This window comes from Limnohabitans sp. TEGF005, from assembly GCF_055394835.1.
In genome coordinates this window covers 2,839,283-2,858,121 of record NZ_AP029226.1, presented here as the reverse complement: position 1 = coordinate 2,858,121, position 18,839 = coordinate 2,839,283, and the positions used below count along the sequence as shown (strand labels likewise).

Genomic DNA, 18,839 nt, shown 5'->3' with positions numbered 1-18,839 from the left:
AGCATGAACACAGCGACACAACCCTCAGGCCCTGCCCCCTATCTGCCCCAAATCAGGCTGTACCAAAACTGGTTGCGTGACCAACGCGGCCTGAGTTTTGCCACCTACAACGACCTGTGGCGATGGTCTGTGACCGACCTCAATGCCTTTTGGCAGAGCATTTGGGACTACTTTGAGTTGGTGTCGCCCACCCCGCACACCGCTGTGCTGGCGAACAACGTGATGCCCGGGGCGCAGTGGTTTCCGGGTGCCAAAACCAACTATGCCCATCAGGTGCTGCGGCATGTCAAGCCAGCGCATGAGGCGGGGTTGCTGGCCGTCATCAGCCACAACGAAAAAGGCCTGCGCCGTGAGATGAGTTGGCCCGAGCTGCGCCGCCAAGTGGCCGCTTTGGCCTTGCACCTGCAAGCCCAGGGTGTGCAGCCGGGCGACAGGGTGGCCGCGTATTTGCCCAACATTCCCGAAGCCATGGTGGCTTTTTTGGCCACGGCCAGCGTGGGGGGTGTCTGGAGCATTTGTGCGCCCGACATGGGCACCCACGCCGTGCTGGACCGCTTTAAACAAATTGAGCCCAAAGTGTTGATTGCGGTGGATGGCGTGAGCTACGGCGGGCGCGACTTTGACCGCATGAGCGTGGTGCAGGAGCTCAAGGACGCGTTGCCCAGCGTGCAGCACGTCATCGTCCATGAAAACCTGGGCACGCTCGACCTGGCCAGCTGCGACGTGGCAGCCAGCGTGCAAATGTCGGCCATCACCGCGCGTGACGATGCCGAGGTGCAAGCCTTTGAGCCGCTCAGTTTGCCTTTTGATCACCCCTTGTGGATCGTCTATTCCAGCGGCACCACCGGCCTGCCCAAACCTATCGTGCATGGCCACGGCGGCACCGTGATCGTCGCCCTGGCCAACAAGATATTGCACAACGACGTGGGCTGCAGCTACCACCCCAACAGCTTTGGCGAGCGCTTTCATTGGTACAGCTCTACTGGCTGGGTCATGTGGAATGCCCAAGTGGCTGGCTTGCTCAATGGCGTGACCTGTGTGATTTATGACGGCAACCCTGGTGGCAGCAAAGACAAGCCCGACTGGGGCATTTTGTGGCGCATGGCGGCGCAAGAAAAAGTCACCTTCTTTGGCGCGGGCGCAGCTTACTTTGCCAATTGCCAAAAGGCCAATCTGGACATTGGCCGCTGCGGCGACCTGTCGCGGGTGCGTGCTTTGGGCACCACCGGCTCGCCTTTGTCGCCCGAGACCCAAAGCTGGGGTACAGCACAGTTTGAAAAAATCGGCACCGACATCTGGTGGTGCAACATTTCAGGTGGCACCGACTTTGCGGGCGCCTTTGTGGGCGGCCACCGCGAGCTGCCGCAAGAGCCCGGCGTCATGCAATGTCGCATGCTGGGCGCGGCGGTCGAGTCGTGGAACGAAGCCGGTGAGCCGGTCAAGGGCGAAGTGGGCGAGCTGGTCTGCACGCAGCCCATCCCGTCGATGCCGCTGTTCTTCTGGGGTGACAAAGAGAACGCCCGTTACCTGAGCAGTTATTTTGAGATGTACCCCGCAGGCCACGGCCGCCAGCCCGGTGGCGGCGACGGCCCGGCCAGCATGGGCGGCGTCTGGCGGCATGGCGACTGGCTGCGCATCGGCAGCGGCAATCCCGAAAAAAAAGGTGATGGCGAAGGCTGCGTGATCTTTGGCCGCAGCGACGCCACCATCAACCGTTATGGCCTGCGCATGGGCACCAGCGAGCTGTACAGCGCCGTCGAAGCCCTGCCCGAAGTCATGGACTCGATGGTCGTGGACTTGGAGTACCTGGGCAAAGAAAGCTACATGCCGCTGTTTGTGGTGTTGCGCCCCGGCACGGTGTTGGACGATGCGATTAAGGCCAAGCTCAACAACGCCATCAAAGTGGCGCTGAGCCCGCGCTTCATTCCCAACGAGATCTTTCAGGTCGACGAAATCCCGCGCACCTTGTCCGGCAAAAAGCAGGAGCTGCCGATCAAGAAACTCATGCTGGGTCAGCCCCTCGAAAAAGTGGTCAACAAGGATGCGATGGCCAACCCGGCTTGTCTGGACTGGTATGTGGAACTGGCCAAACAGCATCTGTGCAAGGCCGTGTCCGTTTGACAACAGTCAGGCAAGCAGCGGGCAGTCAACCACTGAAAACCTAAGGTCACACGTTAAAACTTCAGTGGTGATTTGTGTCGTTTAACGTTCTTACGATGAGACGCCAATGGCTTCGTCCAACAACTCCACCCAATGCCGCACCGGGAGGCCGCTGCCGCTTTGCAGGTGGGAGATGCAGCCGATGTTGGCGCTGAGCACGCCTTGGGGTTCTAGCGCGTTCAGGTGGCCCAGCTTGCGGTCACGCAGTTGTTTGGACAGCTCGGGGTTGAGCACGCTGTAGGTGCCCGCCGAGCCGCAGCACAGGTGCGATTCATTGGCGGTGACCTTGATCTGGAAACCCAGATCGCCCAAGTGCTTTTCGACACCGCCTTTGAGTTGTTGGCCGTGTTGCAGTGTGCAGGGCGGGTGGTAGGCCTGCAGGCCTGCAGCCTCCAAGGCTTCGGGCTTTAAACGAGGTTGCAGCAGGGGCACCAGTTCGGGCAGCAGCTCGCTCAGGTCTTTCGTCAAGCCGCCGATGCGGGCGGCCTTGTCGGCATAAGCCGGGTCGTCTTTCAGCACATGGCCGTAGTCTTTGACCATCACGCCGCAGCCCGAGGCATTCATGACGATGGCTTCAACCTCGCCTGATTCAAGCAGCGGCCACCACGCATCGATGTTGGCACGCATGTGGTCTTTGCCGCCGTCGTGGTCGTTCAGGTGGAACTTGACCGCGCCACAGCAACCGGCTTTCGGGGCGGTCACGGTTTGGATGCCTGCCGCATCGAGCACGCGGGCGGTGGCGGTGTTGATGTTGGGGCTCATGCTCGGCTGCACGCAACCGGCCAGCATCAGCACCTTGCGGGCATGCTGCGCGGTGGGCCATGCGCCCGCGTTTTGCGGCGCAGGCACTTTGGCCTTGAGGCTGGCGGGCAGCAGGCCACGCACCATCTGGCCCATCTTCATGGCAGGCGCGAACAGGGGCGAAGGTAAGCCTTCTTTCAGTGCCCAGCGCAGCATTTTTTCGCCTGCGGGGCGTTCCACTTTGGCGTCGACCAGCTTGCGGCCTATGTCGACCAAGTGGCCGTATTGCACGCCGCTGGGGCAAGTGCTTTCGCAGTTGCGGCAGGTCAAGCAGCGGTCCAGGTGCAGCTGGGTTTTGCGCGTGGGCGTTTCGCCTTCGAGCACCTGCTTCATCAAATAGATGCGGCCACGCGGGCCGTCCAGCTCGTCGCCCAGCAATTGGTAGGTGGGGCAGGTGGCGGTGCAAAACCCGCAGTGCACGCACTTGCGCAAGATGGCTTCGGCCTCTTGGCCTTCGGGGGTGTTTTGGTATTCGGGGGCGAGCTGGGTTTGCATGGTTTTCGTCCCGGATCAAATGGCTGACGTGTGGGGGTGCATACGACCTGTGGCGAACACACCTTTGGGGTCGAACTGCTTTTGCAGTTGCTGCTGAATGCGTTGTTGCACTGCATCGAGCGGGGTGTTGACGCCAGCGGCTTTGTCTACATCGGCATGGGCGGCACTGGCGCGAAACAAGGTGGCATGACCCCCCACCGTTTGTGCCAACTCACGCAAAGCCACTGCTGCCGAGGCCGGTGCCCACAACCAGCGCTGCGCACCTTGCCATTCAATGTAAGCGGGGTAAGGCAAATCCAGTGCGGGTGCAGTTTGTGGCACCGACAAACGCCACAGACAGGCGTCGGGGCTCGGGGCGTCAAAGAACGGCAACGTTTGCTCGCCGCTGGCGCGCCAGTCTTGCGCGGCTTCGGCGTTGTCCATCTGCTGCACTTGGGCACCCAAGGCCACCGCATCGGCGCTCATCTTGCTAATGGCCGATTGCACAGCCGCCACCGCACCGCGCAAGCGCACAAACAAATAGTCGGCCACAGGCTGGGCCGTGGTGTCGCGCACCCAGGCGCTGGCGTTCAGCGGCAGCGGTTGACCGCCCCAGCGGTGCAACAAATCCAGTGCCCCTTTTTGCGCCAAGCCCGCGACCATCAAAGTTGCTTCAGCCGGGGCCACAGGCAGCACTTTCAGGCTGACCTCGGTGATCAAGCCCAGCGTGCCCCAGCTGCCCGCCATCAGGCGGCTCACGTCGTACCCGGCTACGTTTTTCATGACCTGACCGCCAAAAGTCAGGTGTTCGCCCAAGCCGTTGATGAAGCGTGCGCCCAGCACATAGTCGCGCACAGCGCCTGCGGTGGCGCGGGCCGGGCCGCTCAGGCCCGCGGCGACCATGCCGCCGACAGTGGCCACAGTGGCCGTATCTTGGCCAAAGTGCGGCGGCTCAAACGCCAGGCATTGGCCTTTTTCTGCCAATGCGGCTTCCAGCTCGGCCAGTGGCGTGCCACCGCGCACGGTGACGACCAGTTCACTGGGCTCGTAGCTCACGATGCCCCGGTAAGCGCGGGTGTCGAGCACATCGCCTGTGAGGCTTTGGCCCCAAAAGTCTTTGGTGCCACCGCCGCGCAAGCGCAGCACGCGGCCATCTGCACCCGCCTGGCGTACGGCGTCGATCAGGGTATTGAGTTGAACTTCCATGGGAAAGGATGGTAACCCCCACCCTTTGGCGGCTGCGTGAATTTTTTGAACGGGGGGGTTGTGGGAAATTCGCGAACGGTCAACGGTAAAAGTTCACAGGCAACCCTGCTACTTCTACCCGTACCGCAAAGATGCAGCCTGACAGCGGGTACAGCCCCAGCTCTGCGGCACTGCGCCCTTGGCGCGAGCTGGTGATGAACAGGGTTTTGAGGTCTGCGCCCCCAAAACAGGGCATGGTCGGGCATTGCACAGGCGTTTCGACCACGGCCAGCACCTCGCCCGCAGGCGACAAGCGCACCAGGCGCTTGCCTTCGTATTGGGCCGACCAGTAAGCGCCTTCACTGTCCACCGTGGCGCCGTCGGGGCGTCCGCCATAGGCGGAGGCCGCCGCATCGCCCCAGACCCAGCCTGCGGGTTTGATCGGAAACTGCTGGAACACGCGCTCGTGCGACAAACTGGCCGTGGCCGGGTCAAAGTTCCAGGCGCGCACGCAGTGCGACGCGGTGTCAGACCAATAAAGTGTGTGGCCGTCGGGTGACCACGCCAGGCCATTGGCAGTGGTGGCGCCGTGGGCTTTGTCGTGCAAAGCTTGGTCTTGCAACGCATACAAAACGCCCAGCGCCTGATCGCGGGGCTCGTACATGCTGCCCGCCCAAAAGCGCCCTTGCGCATCGCATTTGCCATCGTTAAAGCGCAGTTTGCTGGTGTCGTAGGGCGCGGCTGCCAGCGCTTGCAAAGGCCCGCCCCATTCACGTGCCAGGTAGATGCCGTCGCGCAAGGCCATGACCAAACCACCGCCTTGCACAGGCGCGATGCAGCCCGGCTCTTGCGTGAGGGGCCAGTATTCAACCGCCCCTTGGGGCTGCACGCCTTGCACCCGCACGCGCCCGATGCGTCGCCCCGGAATGTCGACCCAGTACAGCCGGTTTTCTTCGGGGTGCCAAAAGGGCGATTCGCTCAGGCCGTCGGGTTCGGTGGTCAAGGCTTGCCACTCAGGGGCCAGGGTGTGGGTCATGCGGAACTCGGGCTGAAAAAGATGTCTTGGATTGTGCCCCCGCAGGTGATGTCCATGGTTCGAAATGCGCCAATTGGTAACCCGAAAGAACCCGTCGTTTTCGCTTGCATGACCCGCGCTGCGTTTTCAGGCGTTGACGGTTGGCACACAGGTGACAGATTTCAAGAAAAAGAGGGCGCGAAACCGATCACATCAGGGTTTACACGAAGCACGGAACAAGGGCCTTTCGCCGAAGGTATGCGTATCCGTTACAAACCCGCTTTGAGGAGACTTTGATGAGCGTGAATTTCCAAGTCAATGGCAAGCCTGCACAGGCCAACGCCGAAACCGATACCCCCCTGTTGTGGGTCTTGCGCGATGAACTCGGCATGACCGGCACCAAATTTGGCTGCGGCGCGGCCTTGTGCGGCGCCTGCACCGTGCACGTCAACGGTGAGGCTGTGCGCTCTTGCCAAACGCCCCTGAATGCGGTCGCCGGCAAAAAAGTGGCCACCGTTGAAGGGTTGTCCAAGAACAACACCCACCCCTTGCAAGTGGCCTGGATCAAACACGACGTGCCTCAGTGCGGCTATTGCCAGTCGGGCCAGCTCATGAGCGCTGCGGCCTTGCTGAGCAAAAATAAAAACCCGAGCGACACCGACATTGACAACGCCATGAGCGGCAACATCTGCCGTTGTGGCACCTATCCCCGTATCCGTGCGGCCATCAAAGATGCCGCCACCATGATGCGCAAAGCCTGATCCGCCGGAGAACACACATGAACGAAATCCAAACCTCCCGCCGTTCCTTCCTCAAAACCAGTGCAGCGGCTTCTGGCGGCTTGCTGATGGCGCTGCATTTGCCCGGCTCCTTGGGTCAAGCCATGGCCGCTGGCACCGTGCACACACCCAATGCATGGGTTCACATTGCCGACAACAACACCATCACCATCTTGAGCGCGCACTCCGAGATGGGCCAAGGCGTGCACACCGCCATGCCCATGCTAGTGGCCGAAGAACTCAACGTTGAACTCAGCCAAATCAGGGTCGTGGATGCACCTCCTGGCGCGGTGTATGTGAACGCCCTGTTGGGTGCTCAGATCACTGGCGGCTCGACCTCTGTTCGCGGCAGCTGGGAAAAGCTGCGCATCGCTGGTGCCCAGGTTCGTGAAATGCTGATCACCGCCGCCGCAGCTCACTGGGGCGTGGACCGCGACTTGGTTAAAGCTGAAAAAGGCATGCTGTTGGGCCCCAAAGGCCTTAAGGCTACCTACGGTGAGTTCGCAGAATCGGCATCGCGCATACCCATGCCCGAAAAGCCACCGATTAAAGACCCCAAGAATTTCCGCATCGTTGGCAAACGCACCAAGCGCGTCGACACGCCGGCCAAAACCAACGGCACTGCTGAATTCGGCATCGACGTCAAGTTGCCGGGCATGGTTTACGCCACCGTTCAGCAGTGCCCGGTGATTGGCGGCAAGGTCAAGAGCTTTGATGCCGCACAAGCCAAAGGCATGCCCGGTGTGCAGGCCGTGGTGCAGATCAGCGACGGCGTGGCCGTGGTGGCCGACTCGTGGTGGCGCGCCAAGAAGGCCAGCGAGACCGTCAAGGTGCAGTGGGACGAAGGGGCAGGTGCCGCTTTGAGCGATGCCGGCGTCATCGAGGGCACGCGCCAAGCCGCCAAGTCCGGCAAAGTGATCGAGATCATCAAACCGCAAGGCGATGTGGCCGCGGCACTCAAAGGGGCCGCCAAAGTACTCGAAGCCGAATACGTCTCGCCCATGCAGTCGCATTCACCTTTGGAGCCCATGAACTTCACCGCCCATGTGCAAGGCAACAAGGTGCTGCTGATCGGGCCAACGCAGTTTCAGCAAGGCGCTCAAGGTGCCGTGGCTGCCGCCCTGAAGGTCAAGCCCGAAGACATCACCCTGAAAACCACGTACCTCGGCGGTGGTTTTGGTCGTCGCCTGGAGTTGGATTTCATTGTGCAAGCGGCCGAAATTTCCAAAGCCGTGGGCAAACCCGTCAAGCTGTTGTGGACACGCGAAGAAGACATGATGCATGACTACTACCGTCCTGCCGGCGTCAACCAGCTCAAGGCCGGACTGGATGCCAACGGCATGCCGACCGCCCTGCACTTCAAGGTGGCTTCGCAATCGGTCACGCAACGCGCATTCGGCTTGCCCAAAGACACGCTGGACCCCTTCATGGCCGAAGCCGCCGTGATGGGCTACAACATCCCCAACACCCAACACGATCTGGTGATTCACGACACCGGCGTGCGTGTGGGTTACTGGCGCGCTGTGAGCCACAGCATGAACGCCTTCGCCAACGAAAGTTTTGTGGACGAGATGGCCAAGGCAGCAGGGCAAGACCCATACGCCTACCGCATGAAGATGCTGGCGGGCAAACCCCGTTTTGCCAATGTGCTCAAGCTCGCAGCCGACAAGGCCGGTTGGGGCAAGGCATTGCCCAAAGGCCGTGCCCATGGCATCGCGCTGATGGAGGGTTACGACAGTTACTTGGCCCAGGTGGCCGAGGTCAGTCTGAATCCTGACGGCAGCGTCAAGGTGCACAAGGTCACCGTGGCGGCAGATGTGGGCCACATGGTCAACCCTGACACTGTCGAGGCCCAGTTGCAGTCGAGCATCGTCTTCGGTGTGGGCGCTGTGCTCAAGCACCAGATCACCATGAAGAATGGCCGCGTGCAAGAGACCAACTACAACAGCTACGAGCCTGTGCGCATGCACGAGTCGCCGCAAATCGACATCGTGCTGGTCAAGAGCACCGAAAAGCCCGGCGGCATTGGCGAGCCAGGCACCGCGGTGGCCGCACCTGCGATTGCCAACGCGGTGGCGGCACTGACCGGCAAGCGCGTACGCCGTCTGCCCATCACCGCCGACGCTTTGCGCGCAGCCTGAACGCGCGGATTTTCAGATGAAAACTCTGGACATCGGCGACTTGCGTGTGACGGCTTGCGCCTTGGGCTGAGCACACATTCGCTCCCAAAGAAAAACCCCGCAGTGTTTTCACACTGCGGGGTTTTTTGTGGGTGGTGATTTTCATCACCACCCAGCGATCACATGGGATCAACCGTGGTAGGCCGACTCGCCGTGCGAGGAGATGTCCAGACCTTCGCGCTCTTCTTCTTCGGTGACACGCAGACCGATGGTCAGGTCAACGATCTTGAAGGCGACCACCGAGACCACGCCCGACCACACAATGGTCAGCAATACGGCCTTGGCCTGGGTCCACACTTGTGTTGCGATGGAGTACGCGTCAGGTGTGATCATGGTCACAGTCACCCAGTCGCCGACGGCGCTGGGGCCACCCAAGGCAGGCGAGTTGAACACGCCGGTCAACAAGGCACCGACGATACCGCCAACACCGTGCACACCGAACACATCCAGCGAGTCGTCCGCGCCGAGCATTTTCTTCAGGCCATTCACACCCCACAGGCAAGCGAAGCCGCCGATGAAGCCGATGATCAAAGCACCACCCAGACCCACGTTGCCCGCAGCTGGCGTGATGGCGACCAAGCCTGCCACAGCACCCGAAGCGGCACCCAGCATGGAAGCTTTGCCACGCATCAGCGCTTCACCCACACACCAGGCCAACACAGCACCGGCTGTCGCGATCAAGGTGTTGATGAAGGCCAGTGCAGCGAAACCGTTGGCTTCGAGTGCAGAACCGGCGTTGAAACCGAACCAACCCACCCACAGCAAGGAGGCACCCACCATGGTCAACGTCAGGCTGTGAGGGGCCATCGATTCACGGCCATAACCCACACGCTTGCCGACCATGAAAGCACCGACCAAGCCAGCCACAGCGGCGTTGATGTGCACCACGGTACCGCCAGCGAAGTCCAGCGCGCCCCACTGCCACAACAAACCGGCTTTGCTGGTCATCTCATCGGCCACTTCTTTCGAGGCGTAAGCGTCAGGACCCATCCAGAACCAGACCATGTGCGCCACAGGCAGGTAGCTGAAGGTGAACCACAGCACCATGAAGGCGAGCACGGCAGAGAACTTGATGCGCTCAGCAAAAGCACCGACGATCAGGGCGCAAGTGATGCCTGCGAACGTGGCCTGGAAGGCTGCGAACGAGATCTCAGGGATGTAAACACCCTTGCTGAAGGTGGCGGCGTTGGCAAAAGTGCCCGCGACGTTGTCCCAGATGCCCTTCATGAACAAGCGGTCAAAACCACCGATGTAGGCATTGCCTTCGGTGAACGCCAGGCTGTAGCCGTAAACGAACCACAACACAGTGATCAGCGAGAACGTGACCACGACTTGCATCAGCACCGACAGCATGTTTTTGCTGCGCACCAAACCGCCGTAGAACAAGGCCAGGCCCGGAATCACCATCAAGATGACCAAGATGGTGGACAGCATCATCCAGCCGGTGTCGGCCTTGTTGGGCACGGGCGCTGGAGCTGCTTCTGCCGCAGCAGGGGCTGCGGCCGCAGGGGCCGTAGCCGGAGCGGCTGCATCGGCTGGTTTGGCTTCGGCAGCAGGTGCCGTCACGGCGGCGGGCGCGGTTTGCGCGGTGGCGACAGAGGCCGCTCCGAACACACCCCAACCCAGACTCAGGCCCAAGGCCAAAGTAGCGAGTAGCTTTTTCATTTTTTGACTCTCTTTCTTGTCTGTCAAAGGGCTTCGCCGCCGGTTTCACCGGTGCGGATGCGAACCACTTGCTCGAGGTCGTACACAAAGATCTTGCCGTCGCCGATCTTGCCGGTGCGGGCACCGGATTCGATGGCTTCGATCACGCGCTCGACCAGGTCGTCAGACACGGCCGCTTCGATCTTCACCTTGGGCAAAAAATCGACCACGTATTCAGCGCCACGGTACAGCTCGGTGTGGCCCTTTTGACGACCAAAGCCTTTGACTTCGGTCACGGTAATGCCCTGAACGCCGATGCCCGAAAGTGCTTCACGCACTTCGTCCAGCTTGAAGGGTTTGATGATGGCGGTCACCAGTTTCATGATGGCTCCTTGTGTTGTTGTGTGGGAATCAGAAGGCGTATTTCAGGCCAACCGTCACGCCGGACTTGCCGTTGAACTTGTCTTTCAAGGTGTAGAAGCCTTTATCGGCATCGGTGCCAACTAATGCAGCCGAGGCAGACAGACCATTACCCAAATCTTTAGCGAGCGTTAGTGAGTAGTCGGTATAAGTTGCAACTGCAAGGTTCTTGAATTTTTGATAGCCGACGTGAGGCGTTAAAGAGTATCCATTGCCCAAATCAAACAAGGCACTCAGATCCAAGTAGTAGCTGTTTTTGGTATCTGCATTGCCGAATAAATCGCTGTAAGCATGTGAATACTTGGCGGTCACTGGCCCCAGGGTCAATGCCGCATAAGCTTCATTGGTGTTGGCATTTTTCGTACCGCCCGCACTGGCATCACCATAGTTGTTGCCCGAGTAAACATAACTCAACAAACCGACGTCATAAGCTACATCACCCACAGCGCCTTTGTAACCTGCATACAGATCCAATTCGGTGGTGCCTTTGGTCACGCCAGGGGTGTCCTTAATCCACTTGATCGTCGAACCCCAAGCACCCACATAAAAACCGCTCTTGTCTGCGTAATCCATGCCACCTTGCAGCGCTGGCTGCAAACGTGACTGGGACAAACCGCGGTAACGGTAATCGCTCACAGCACCTACGTTGAAAGACAGGCTGCTCTCAGGGGCTACTGCTTGGGCTTGTGCCAAACCGCTCACGGAACCCAAAGCCAGGGCGATCAGGGAAGGAACGAGGATTTTTTTCATGAGTAACTCCAATAAAGTGAAGAAAGGACAAGCCACTTAAGCAGAGAGCGTGCCAACCATGCGTTCACACCGCCTCTGCGGGCATTTACCAGTGCTTTATGACTCTGTGCATGGTTGAATGGCATTCAAACAAGTTCTGTATGGCGTGTCTGCGTGCAAGAACACCCACCATGCACCAGCATGGGGCATGGAGGAAATATGAGTCTCAGTTTGGTGCGCAGTCGCGCCTTGATTGGTCTGCAGGCGCCGCCAGTCACCGTTGAAGTGCATCTGGCCAATGGCCTGCCCAGCTTCACCTTGGTGGGGCTGGCCGATGTTGAGGTCAAGGAAGCGCGCGAACGGGTGCGTTCCGCCTTGCAAAACAGCGGCCTCGACTTTCCCCACAACAAACGCATCACCGTCAACCTGGCCCCGGCCGACTTGCCCAAAGACTCAGGCCGCTTGGATTTGCCCATTGCATTGGGCATCCTGGCGGCCAGTGGACAAATAGACGCCAGCAAACTGTCCGACTACGAGTTTGCTGGTGAATTGTCTTTGTCGGGCGAGCTGCGGCCCATTCGCGGTGCGCTGGCCATGAGCCTGGTGCTGCGCCAGCAGCAGGTGCGCACCCGTTTGGTGTTGCCGCCGGGCAGCGCCGAAGAAGCGGCTTTGGTGCCCGATGCCGAAGTTTTCCGGGCGCGGCATCTGTTGGATGTGGTGCAACAGTTTCTGCCACCGTCGAACGAGCCCCCGCTCGACCCCAGTGGCGGCTGGGCGCGAATGGCTCCCAGCACACCGTCTTCGCCACCGCTTTACGCCAATCTGGCAGATGTCAAAGGCCAAGCGGGCGTGAAACGGGTGCTCGAGATCGCGGCCGCTGGTGGGCACTCGCTCTTGATGGTCGGCCCTCCGGGTTCGGGCAAGTCGATGCTGGCCCAACGTTTTGCGGGTTTGCTGCCGCCCATGGGCATTGAAGCCGCATTGGAGTCGGCCGCCATCGCCAGCTTGGCCGGGCGCTTTGACCTTGCCCGCTGGGCGCAACGCCCCACGAGCCAGCCGCACCACTCGGCAAGCGCCGTGGCGCTGGTGGGCGGCGGCTCTCCGCCCCGGCCGGGTGAAATCTCGTTGGCGCACCACGGCGTGCTTTTTTTGGATGAGCTTCCGGAATTCCCAAGAGCCGCATTGGAGGCCCTTCGCGAACCGCTGGAAACAGGCACCATCACCATCGCCCGGGCGGCAAGGCGGGCCGAGTTTCCGGCGCGGTTTCAGCTGATCGCGGCCATGAACCCCTGTCCTTGCGGTTATTTGGGCAGCGCCACGCGCAGCTGCCGTTGCTCGCCCGATCAGGTCAGCCGATACCAGGGCAAGCTCAGCGGCCCACTGCTTGACAGGATTGATTTGCACATCGAAGTGCCCAGCCTGCCAGCACAAGACCTGCTGAATGCCCCACCCGGTGAAAGCACCGAAACCATGGCGGCCCGCTGCTTGGTCGCCCGTGAACGAGCCCTGGCTCGCCAAGGCTGTGCCAATGCCGACTTGCAAGGCCAAGCCATTGACGCCCATGCCCGATTGGACGCCAGCGCCACGGCTTTGCTGCAAAAAGCGGCGGCCAAGCTGGGCTGGAGCGGCCGCAGTGTGCACCGCAGCCTGAAGGTCGCCCGCACCATTGCCGACTTGGCCGGCAGCGACACCATCGAGGCCATGCATGTGGCCGAAGCGGTGCAATACCGGCGGGTGCTCAAAGAGCAATGACGCCACTCACAGCCGGTTACACCTGAGCGTCGTGTTGCCGAAGCATTGTCAACTTTGACGGCAAGATGGCGTTAAAGGTGGACTTTGTCCGTTATGAGGTTTTTGATGAAAAAAATGATCGGTACTTTGGTGATGGCGCTTTCGCTGGGTGCCGTGAGCACGCAGGCACTGGCTGGTGGCCCCCATGGCCATCATCAACGCCCTTCCGTCGTCTACCAACAGCGCTCGTCTGACTGGCTGGGCCCGCTGATCGTTTTGGGCATTGCAGGCGCGGCCATCAGCGCTGCTGCCAGCCAGCCCAGCTACACACCAGCGCCGCAGGTGACTTATGTGACGCCTCCCGTCACCTACTTGCCGCCACCCCAACCCGCAGGCGGCAGTTACTTTTGCAGCTCCGTCGGGCAGTTTTATCCGAACACGTCTTATTGCCCTGAAGGCTGGCAATTGGTTTATCCGGTGCGTTAAAGGTCACGGACAAAACACGGCTGTTCAACAGCCCGACTCCAAGATAAAAACGTCACCCTTCAAGTCGGTAAATGCGGCGCGCATTGCCACCTAAAACAGCGTTTTTTTCTTGTTCAGGCAAGTGGGCCAAGACGCTCAATGACAGCTCTCGCCAGGCGGCGTAGCTGCCAGCCAGCTCCAGCACAGGCCAGTCGCTGCCCCAGAGCAGTCGCTGCGGCCCCCAGATGGTCAGCAGCGCTTCGCACCAGGGGCGCACCACCTCCACCGGCTGCCCCGCCGGGGCTTCGGTCCATAAGCCCGACATTTTGCAAACCACTTTGGCCGGATCTGTCTCGCGTGCCAGCTGTGTCATTGCCTGAGCCCAGTCATCCATTGCCGCTGTATCGATCACTGGCTTGGCACCATGGTCCACCACCACGGTCAAATCCGGGTGGGCTTGGGTGAGCGCCAGGATGCGCGGGATGTGAACAGTTTTGATCAAGGCGTCGAACACCAGACCGCAGCGCGCCATGGCCGACAACAAGGGTTGGACAGCAGGCTGCAGGATCCAGTCGGGATCGCTCAGGTCTTGCAACATGGGGCGCAGGCCCTTGAGCATGGGCTGTTCAGCGCAATGCGCAAGCTGCTGTGCCGCGTCCGGGGCCAGCATGTCGATCCAGCCGACCACGCCGAGCACCGTTGGGTTGGTCCGCGCTTGTTGCAACAAAAACTGCGTTTCTTGTGCTGTGGGTGCGGCTTGCACCACGATGCCACCGCCCACGCCCCAAGCCTCGGCTTGTTGCTGCCAGTCGGCCACCGCCACATCGCGGTAAATCGGTGTCAGATCGGGCGTGAGCCAGCCGTAGTCGGCCCGCGACAATTGCCAGCAGTGAAAGTGCGCGTCAATCATGCCGCCTCTCCCGGGATCGGCGCCTCGGCGGGAATCAAGCCTTCGTGGCGCAATTGCTGCCAAAAATCGGACGGAATCACTTCACGATCGACTTGCCGGGCCGCTTGCCACTGAGCGGCACTGCGCACACCCAGCATGACGATTTGCGTTGCCGGGTGCGCCAGGGCGAACTGCAAGGCGGCAGCTGGCAAACTCACACCATGTTGGTCGCACACGGCCTGCATGCCCAAAGCCTTGTCGACCCAGGCTTTTGCGGCGGGGGCATAGTTGAAGGTCATGGGCCGATCCGCCGACACGCGCGTGGCCAGGATGCCGGAGTTGAACACCCCGCCCAGCGCCAGCGCCACTTGCCGTTTGACCAATTGCGGCATGAGCGTGGGCAAGGCCGTCTGGTCGAGCAAGGTGTAGCGGCCCGCGAGCATGAGCACATCCAGATCGGCGTGGCGCAGCACCTGCTCGACGATCTGGTGGTCATTCACACCCAGGCCGATGTGGCTGATCAAACCCGCTTGTTTGAGCCTGGTCAGCTCGGGCAAGGTTTCGTTTAACACCTGGCGCAGCACACTGGCAGCGCCGGGGCCATGCGTCGCGGCATCGATGTCATGGATGTAGACCGCATCAAGCTGGGCCAGGCCCAGGCGCTGAAGGCTGTCCTCGACACTGCGGCGAACGCCGCTGGCCGAAAAATCCCAATGCTGAATAAAGGGCAGGGTGTTCACATAGCTGTGTTGCTCGCGTGGCACCTGGGCCTGCGGCGTGAGCAAACGCCCTACCTTGCTGGACAGCCGCCAGGTGTTGCGGGGATGGCCGCGCAAGGCATCGCCCAGACGCCGCTCCGACAGGCCGTGACCGTAATGCGGTGCGGTGTCAAAGCTGCGGCAGCCGTCGGCCCAGGCGGCATCGACCACGGCGCGTGCTTGCGCATCGTCCATGGCTTCAAAAAGATTGCCCAGCGGTGCGCCGCCCAATCCCAGGCGCGCGCCGTCGGTGCAAGGCAAAAAAGCAGGTGTTTTCATAAATGGTGATCACTGGACATGGCGGCCATCGTAGAGGGCAAAGAACCCGCTGACCAGTGCTGTGGGCAAAACGCCAAAACACGGGTAATCACGGGGGCCGTTCTTTTTAATCATCGCTAACATGTTAGTCAGTCATGCTAAAAAACATCTCACCCCTCCTGACCCCAGAGCTGCTGTATGGCCTGGCCAAACTGGGCCATGGCGACGACGTGGTGCTGGTCGATGCCAACTTTCCGGCCGACCGCATTGCCGAGCAAGCCCACGCGCGGCTGGTGCAGTTACCGGGTTTGACCACCACGCAGGTTTTGCAGGCCGTGCTCAGCGTGTTGCCACTGGACAGCTTTGACAGCCCCTGCGCCTGGACCATGCAGGTGGTCGGCGATGCGCAAGCGGTGCCCACGCCGGTGGCCGAATTCAGGCAAGCCCTGCAAGAAGCGGGCGAAGCCGCACCGGGCAGCCTGGAGCGTTTTGCGTTTTACGACCAGGCGAGCGCGGCCCGCTTGGTGGTTCAAACTGGCGACTTGCGCAAATACGCCAACATCATGCTGCGCAAGGGCGTGGTCTCGACCGACTGACACCATGGCCATCTCGCCCAACCCCCAGTCTTTGCGCGCCCGCGCTTATGAAAATTTCCGCCAGCAGATCTTGCAGGCCAATGTGCAGCCGGGCCAGTTTGTCTCGCAGCGAGAGCTGATGCAATTGCTCGACATGCCGCTGGGCGCGGTACGCGAGCTGATCCCGCGCCTGGAGGCCGAAGGGCTGCTGCGCACCGTGCCGCAACGCGGCCTGCAAATTGCGCATGTGGACCTTAAGCTGATCCACAACGCCTTCCAGTTGCGCAGCATGCTGGAGCGCGAAGCCGCGCTGCATTTTGTGCAGGCGGTCAGCGACGCGGAGCTGGCCAGCATCGAACAAGCGCATCTGAGCATCGTGCAGCGTGCCGTGCAAGGACCCATTACCGATGAACTGTTGACCGAAGCCACCTCGGTGGATTGGGGCTTGCACGACCTGATGATCGACACACTGGGCAACGACCTGATTTCGCAGACCTACCGCATCAACAGCCTGCGTGTGCGATTGATTCATCTGGAGCGCTCGACCTTGTCGGCCGAAGTTTTGCTGCCGGCCATGCAGGAGCACCTGAACCTGATCGCTGCGCTGAAATTGCGTGACCCTTTGGCGGTGGCCGAGCATGTGGCCTTCCACATCCACAGTGCCCACCAGCGGGTGCTGGGTCAGGACCGCCGCGTGCTCTCAACACTTGCCCGTCTGGACAGCCCCTCGCCTTCCACATCAGTGACTTCTATCACCACCCTCACGGAGTTCTCTTGACACACTCGCTCACCAACAGCCGCAATGGTTTTCAGGGCATCTGGCCCGCGATGCTCACGCCACTCGATGCACAACTGAACATCGATCACCCCAAACTGGCCGCACACGCGCTGTCGCTGATTGGCGCAGGCTGTGGTGGCGTGACCATTTTTGGCACCACGGGCGAAGGCCCCTCGTTCTCGTTCCAAGAGCGCAAGCAAGCCGTTGAACAACTGATCGCCAACGGCGTTCCCGCCGAACGCATCATGGTCTCCACCAGCTGCGCTGCCGTGACCGAAACCCTCGAACTCACCCGCCACGCGGTGGATTTGGGCGTGCACGGCTGCCTGGTGCTGCCGCCCTTCTTTTTCAAGGGCATCAGCGACGAAGGCATCCTGAACGGCTATGTGCAGATCATCGAGGGCGTCAACAGAAAAGACTGGCGCCTGTACCTGTATCACATTCCGCAGGTCATCGGCGTGAACCTGTCGCACGGCGTGATCGCTGAATTGCTCAAGCGCTACCCCGGCATCATCGCGGGCATCAAGGACAGCAGCTGCGACCGGACGCACTCGGTTGCACTCGCCCAAGCCTTCATGCCGCCGCTCACGGTGTATGTGGGTTTTGAACCTGATTTGCCCACCATGGGACCGCTGGGCAGCACAGGCGCCATCAGCGGATTGGCCAACTTCATGCCGCGCATCGTGCACCGCATGGTGCTGGAATCCACTGCCCCCGGCACGGCACACGATGCACAGCGCGTGCAAACCATTCTTGACTTACTCAAACCTCATTCGCTGATGCCTGCCCTCAAAAGCGTCATGGCCACCTTGCACAACGACCCTAGCTGGTTGCGCGTGCGCGCACCACTGGTGGCCATGACGCCCGAGGCCCATGCGGCCTTTGCCCAACAAGTGCAGCAGTTCAGCATTGACCGCACGCGCGAATAAGCCGTTTCACACTTTTCCTTTCACCCACCACAACTCCAGGAGACAAGCATGAAAAACACATCCACCCTGCGTCGCGGCCTGTTGGCCGCCAGCGTTTCGGCTCTGGCCATTGGCAGCATGCTCGGCATGAGCACGCAAGCCTTGGCACAAGCCAAAATTCCGATGCGCATTTCTACGCCCGCAGTGCCCGACGACTGGCACGCCAAGATGTGGACGGTGTTCAAGGACGCGCTCGACAAATCCTCGCCCAACCAGTTCGACACTCAGATCAACCTGAATGCCTCCTTGTTCAAGCAAGGCACCGAACCGGCCGCCATGGCCCGTGGCAACCTGGAACTGTCGGCCATCTCAGCTTTCGACATGGCCAAACTGGTGCCCGAGTTTTCGATCTTCACCGCCGGTTATGTGGTGCGCGATCCGGCCCACCAGCAAAAGGTGTTCAACGGCCCCATTGGTGAAGGCTTGTTCAAATCCGTCTCTGAAAAAATGGACGTGACCGTGTTGTCCACCGCCTATCTGGGCACCCGCCAGGTCAACTTGCGCGAAGCGCGCAACGTCAAAACGCCTGCCGACCTCAAAGGCATCAAATTGCGCATGCCTGGCACCAAAGAATGGTTGTTCTTGGGTGAAGCCCTGGGCGCAACCGCCACACCGCTGGCTTTTGGCGAGGTGTATCTGGGCCTGAAAACCGGAACCATCGACGGTCAAGACAACCCACTGCCGACAGTGCGCGCCGCCAAGTTCTATGAAGTGACCAAGCAACTGGTGCTGACCAACCACCTGGTGGACAGCATCTTCATTGCGATCTCGAACAAAACCTGGAATGCCCTGACGCCTGCGCAAAAGCAAAACGTCAAGGCTGCTGCGCAAGCTGCTGCCCAGTTCAACAACGAGAACCGCATCAAGGAAGAAGCCCAGATCGTGGACTTCTTCAAGCAGCAAGGTTTGCAGGTGACCACGCCCGATCTGGAGGCTTTCCGCAAGTCGGTGCAGGACACCTATGCCAAGTCGGATTACGCCAAGGTCTGGCCCGCAGGCATGCTTGAGCGCATCAACAACACCCGCTGAA

General features: G+C 60.7%; 17 protein-coding genes. 9 read left to right on the top strand and 8 right to left on the bottom strand.

Going from position 1 to position 18,839, the window contains the following annotated elements; all coding sequences use genetic code 11:
* Nucleotides 1-3 precede the first annotated feature (3 nt).
* Nucleotides 4-2,121, top strand: a complete 2,118-nt coding sequence (locus tag ACZ5RG_RS14215; RefSeq protein WP_464447403.1) for an acetoacetate--CoA ligase — start codon at nt 4-6, stop codon at nt 2,119-2,121.
* A 90-nt stretch (nt 2,122-2,211) separates the two neighbouring features.
* On the opposite strand, the gene glcF is transcribed toward ACZ5RG_RS14215, so the two are convergent.
* From glcF to ACZ5RG_RS14200, 3 genes are all read right to left on the bottom strand, one after another.
* The gene (gene glcF / locus ACZ5RG_RS14210) at nt 2,212-3,456 is read right to left on the bottom strand and encodes a glycolate oxidase subunit GlcF (protein ID WP_464447402.1); all 1,245 of its coding nucleotides are present in this window, start codon (nt 3,454-3,456) and stop codon (nt 2,212-2,214) included.
* Nucleotides 3,457-3,471: 15 nt separating this feature from the next.
* On the bottom strand, nt 3,472-4,641 hold the full coding sequence (glcE, locus tag ACZ5RG_RS14205; protein WP_464447401.1) for a glycolate oxidase subunit GlcE: 1,170 nt from the start codon (nt 4,639-4,641) through the stop codon (nt 3,472-3,474).
* A gap of 79 nt (nt 4,642-4,720) precedes the next feature.
* Complete coding sequence (locus ACZ5RG_RS14200; RefSeq protein ID WP_464447400.1) at nt 4,721-5,656, bottom strand: SMP-30/gluconolactonase/LRE family protein; 936 nt, start codon at nt 5,654-5,656, stop codon at nt 4,721-4,723.
* Between the two features lie 275 nt (nt 5,657-5,931).
* On the opposite strand from ACZ5RG_RS14200, the gene ACZ5RG_RS14195 reads away from it, so the two are divergent.
* Both ACZ5RG_RS14195 and ACZ5RG_RS14190 read left to right on the top strand, forming a co-directional pair.
* On the top strand, nt 5,932-6,396 hold the full coding sequence (locus tag ACZ5RG_RS14195; protein ID WP_298596505.1) for a (2Fe-2S)-binding protein: 465 nt from the start codon (nt 5,932-5,934) through the stop codon (nt 6,394-6,396).
* A 17-nt stretch (nt 6,397-6,413) separates the two neighbouring features.
* On the top strand, nt 6,414-8,555 hold the full coding sequence (locus ACZ5RG_RS14190) for a xanthine dehydrogenase family protein molybdopterin-binding subunit (RefSeq protein ID WP_464447399.1): 2,142 nt from the start codon (nt 6,414-6,416) through the stop codon (nt 8,553-8,555).
* Nucleotides 8,556-8,723: 168 nt separating this feature from the next.
* Here the strand turns inward: ACZ5RG_RS14190 and ACZ5RG_RS14185 are convergent, their stop codons facing one another.
* The 3 genes from ACZ5RG_RS14185 to ACZ5RG_RS14175 are packed head-to-tail and all read right to left on the bottom strand — an operon-like array spanning nt 8,724 to nt 11,408.
* Complete coding sequence (locus ACZ5RG_RS14185; protein WP_298596499.1) at nt 8,724-10,259, bottom strand: ammonium transporter; 1,536 nt, start codon at nt 10,257-10,259, stop codon at nt 8,724-8,726.
* A gap of 23 nt (nt 10,260-10,282) precedes the next feature.
* The gene (glnK, locus tag ACZ5RG_RS14180; RefSeq protein WP_019430014.1) at nt 10,283-10,621 is read right to left on the bottom strand and encodes a P-II family nitrogen regulator; all 339 of its coding nucleotides are present in this window, start codon (nt 10,619-10,621) and stop codon (nt 10,283-10,285) included.
* Nucleotides 10,622-10,649: 28 nt separating this feature from the next.
* Entirely contained in the window at nt 10,650-11,408 is a 759-nt protein-coding gene (locus ACZ5RG_RS14175) for a TorF family putative porin (protein ID WP_464447398.1), read from the bottom strand.
* A gap of 198 nt (nt 11,409-11,606) precedes the next feature.
* Here ACZ5RG_RS14175 and ACZ5RG_RS14170 point away from each other — a divergent pair, with 198 nt between their 5' ends.
* Both ACZ5RG_RS14170 and ACZ5RG_RS14165 read left to right on the top strand, forming a co-directional pair.
* Nucleotides 11,607-13,139, top strand: a complete 1,533-nt coding sequence (locus tag ACZ5RG_RS14170) for a YifB family Mg chelatase-like AAA ATPase (protein ID WP_464447397.1) — start codon at nt 11,607-11,609, stop codon at nt 13,137-13,139.
* Between the two features lie 105 nt (nt 13,140-13,244).
* On the top strand, nt 13,245-13,604 hold the full coding sequence (locus ACZ5RG_RS14165) for a hypothetical protein (protein WP_298596427.1): 360 nt from the start codon (nt 13,245-13,247) through the stop codon (nt 13,602-13,604).
* A gap of 52 nt (nt 13,605-13,656) precedes the next feature.
* On the opposite strand, the gene ACZ5RG_RS14160 is transcribed toward ACZ5RG_RS14165, so the two are convergent.
* Together ACZ5RG_RS14160 and ACZ5RG_RS14155 are read right to left on the bottom strand one after the other, a co-directional pair.
* Nucleotides 13,657-14,493, bottom strand: coding sequence for an amidohydrolase family protein (locus ACZ5RG_RS14160; protein WP_464447396.1), 837 nt, complete (start codon nt 14,491-14,493; stop codon nt 13,657-13,659).
* The gene (locus ACZ5RG_RS14155) at nt 14,490-15,509 is read right to left on the bottom strand and encodes an aldo/keto reductase (RefSeq protein WP_464447395.1); all 1,020 of its coding nucleotides are present in this window, start codon (nt 15,507-15,509) and stop codon (nt 14,490-14,492) included. Before ACZ5RG_RS14155 ends, ACZ5RG_RS14160 begins: the two co-directional genes overlap by 4 nt.
* 134 nt (nt 15,510-15,643) lie before the next feature.
* On the opposite strand from ACZ5RG_RS14155, the gene ACZ5RG_RS14150 reads away from it, so the two are divergent.
* The 4 genes from ACZ5RG_RS14150 to ACZ5RG_RS14135 are packed head-to-tail and all read left to right on the top strand — an operon-like array spanning nt 15,644 to nt 18,838.
* Nucleotides 15,644-16,084 carry an RbsD/FucU family protein gene (locus ACZ5RG_RS14150; protein ID WP_019430021.1) on the top strand — a complete coding sequence of 147 codons (441 nt, stop codon included), beginning with the start codon at nt 15,644-15,646 and terminating at the stop codon, nt 16,082-16,084.
* A gap of 4 nt (nt 16,085-16,088) precedes the next feature.
* On the top strand, nt 16,089-16,841 hold the full coding sequence (locus tag ACZ5RG_RS14145; protein WP_315236104.1) for a GntR family transcriptional regulator: 753 nt from the start codon (nt 16,089-16,091) through the stop codon (nt 16,839-16,841).
* On the top strand, nt 16,838-17,770 hold the full coding sequence (locus ACZ5RG_RS14140) for a dihydrodipicolinate synthase family protein (RefSeq protein ID WP_298596418.1): 933 nt from the start codon (nt 16,838-16,840) through the stop codon (nt 17,768-17,770). Before ACZ5RG_RS14145 ends, ACZ5RG_RS14140 begins: the two co-directional genes overlap by 4 nt.
* A gap of 48 nt (nt 17,771-17,818) precedes the next feature.
* Entirely contained in the window at nt 17,819-18,838 is a 1,020-nt protein-coding gene (locus tag ACZ5RG_RS14135) for a sialic acid TRAP transporter substrate-binding protein SiaP (RefSeq protein WP_298596416.1), read from the top strand.
* Nucleotide 18,839 lies beyond the last annotated feature (1 nt).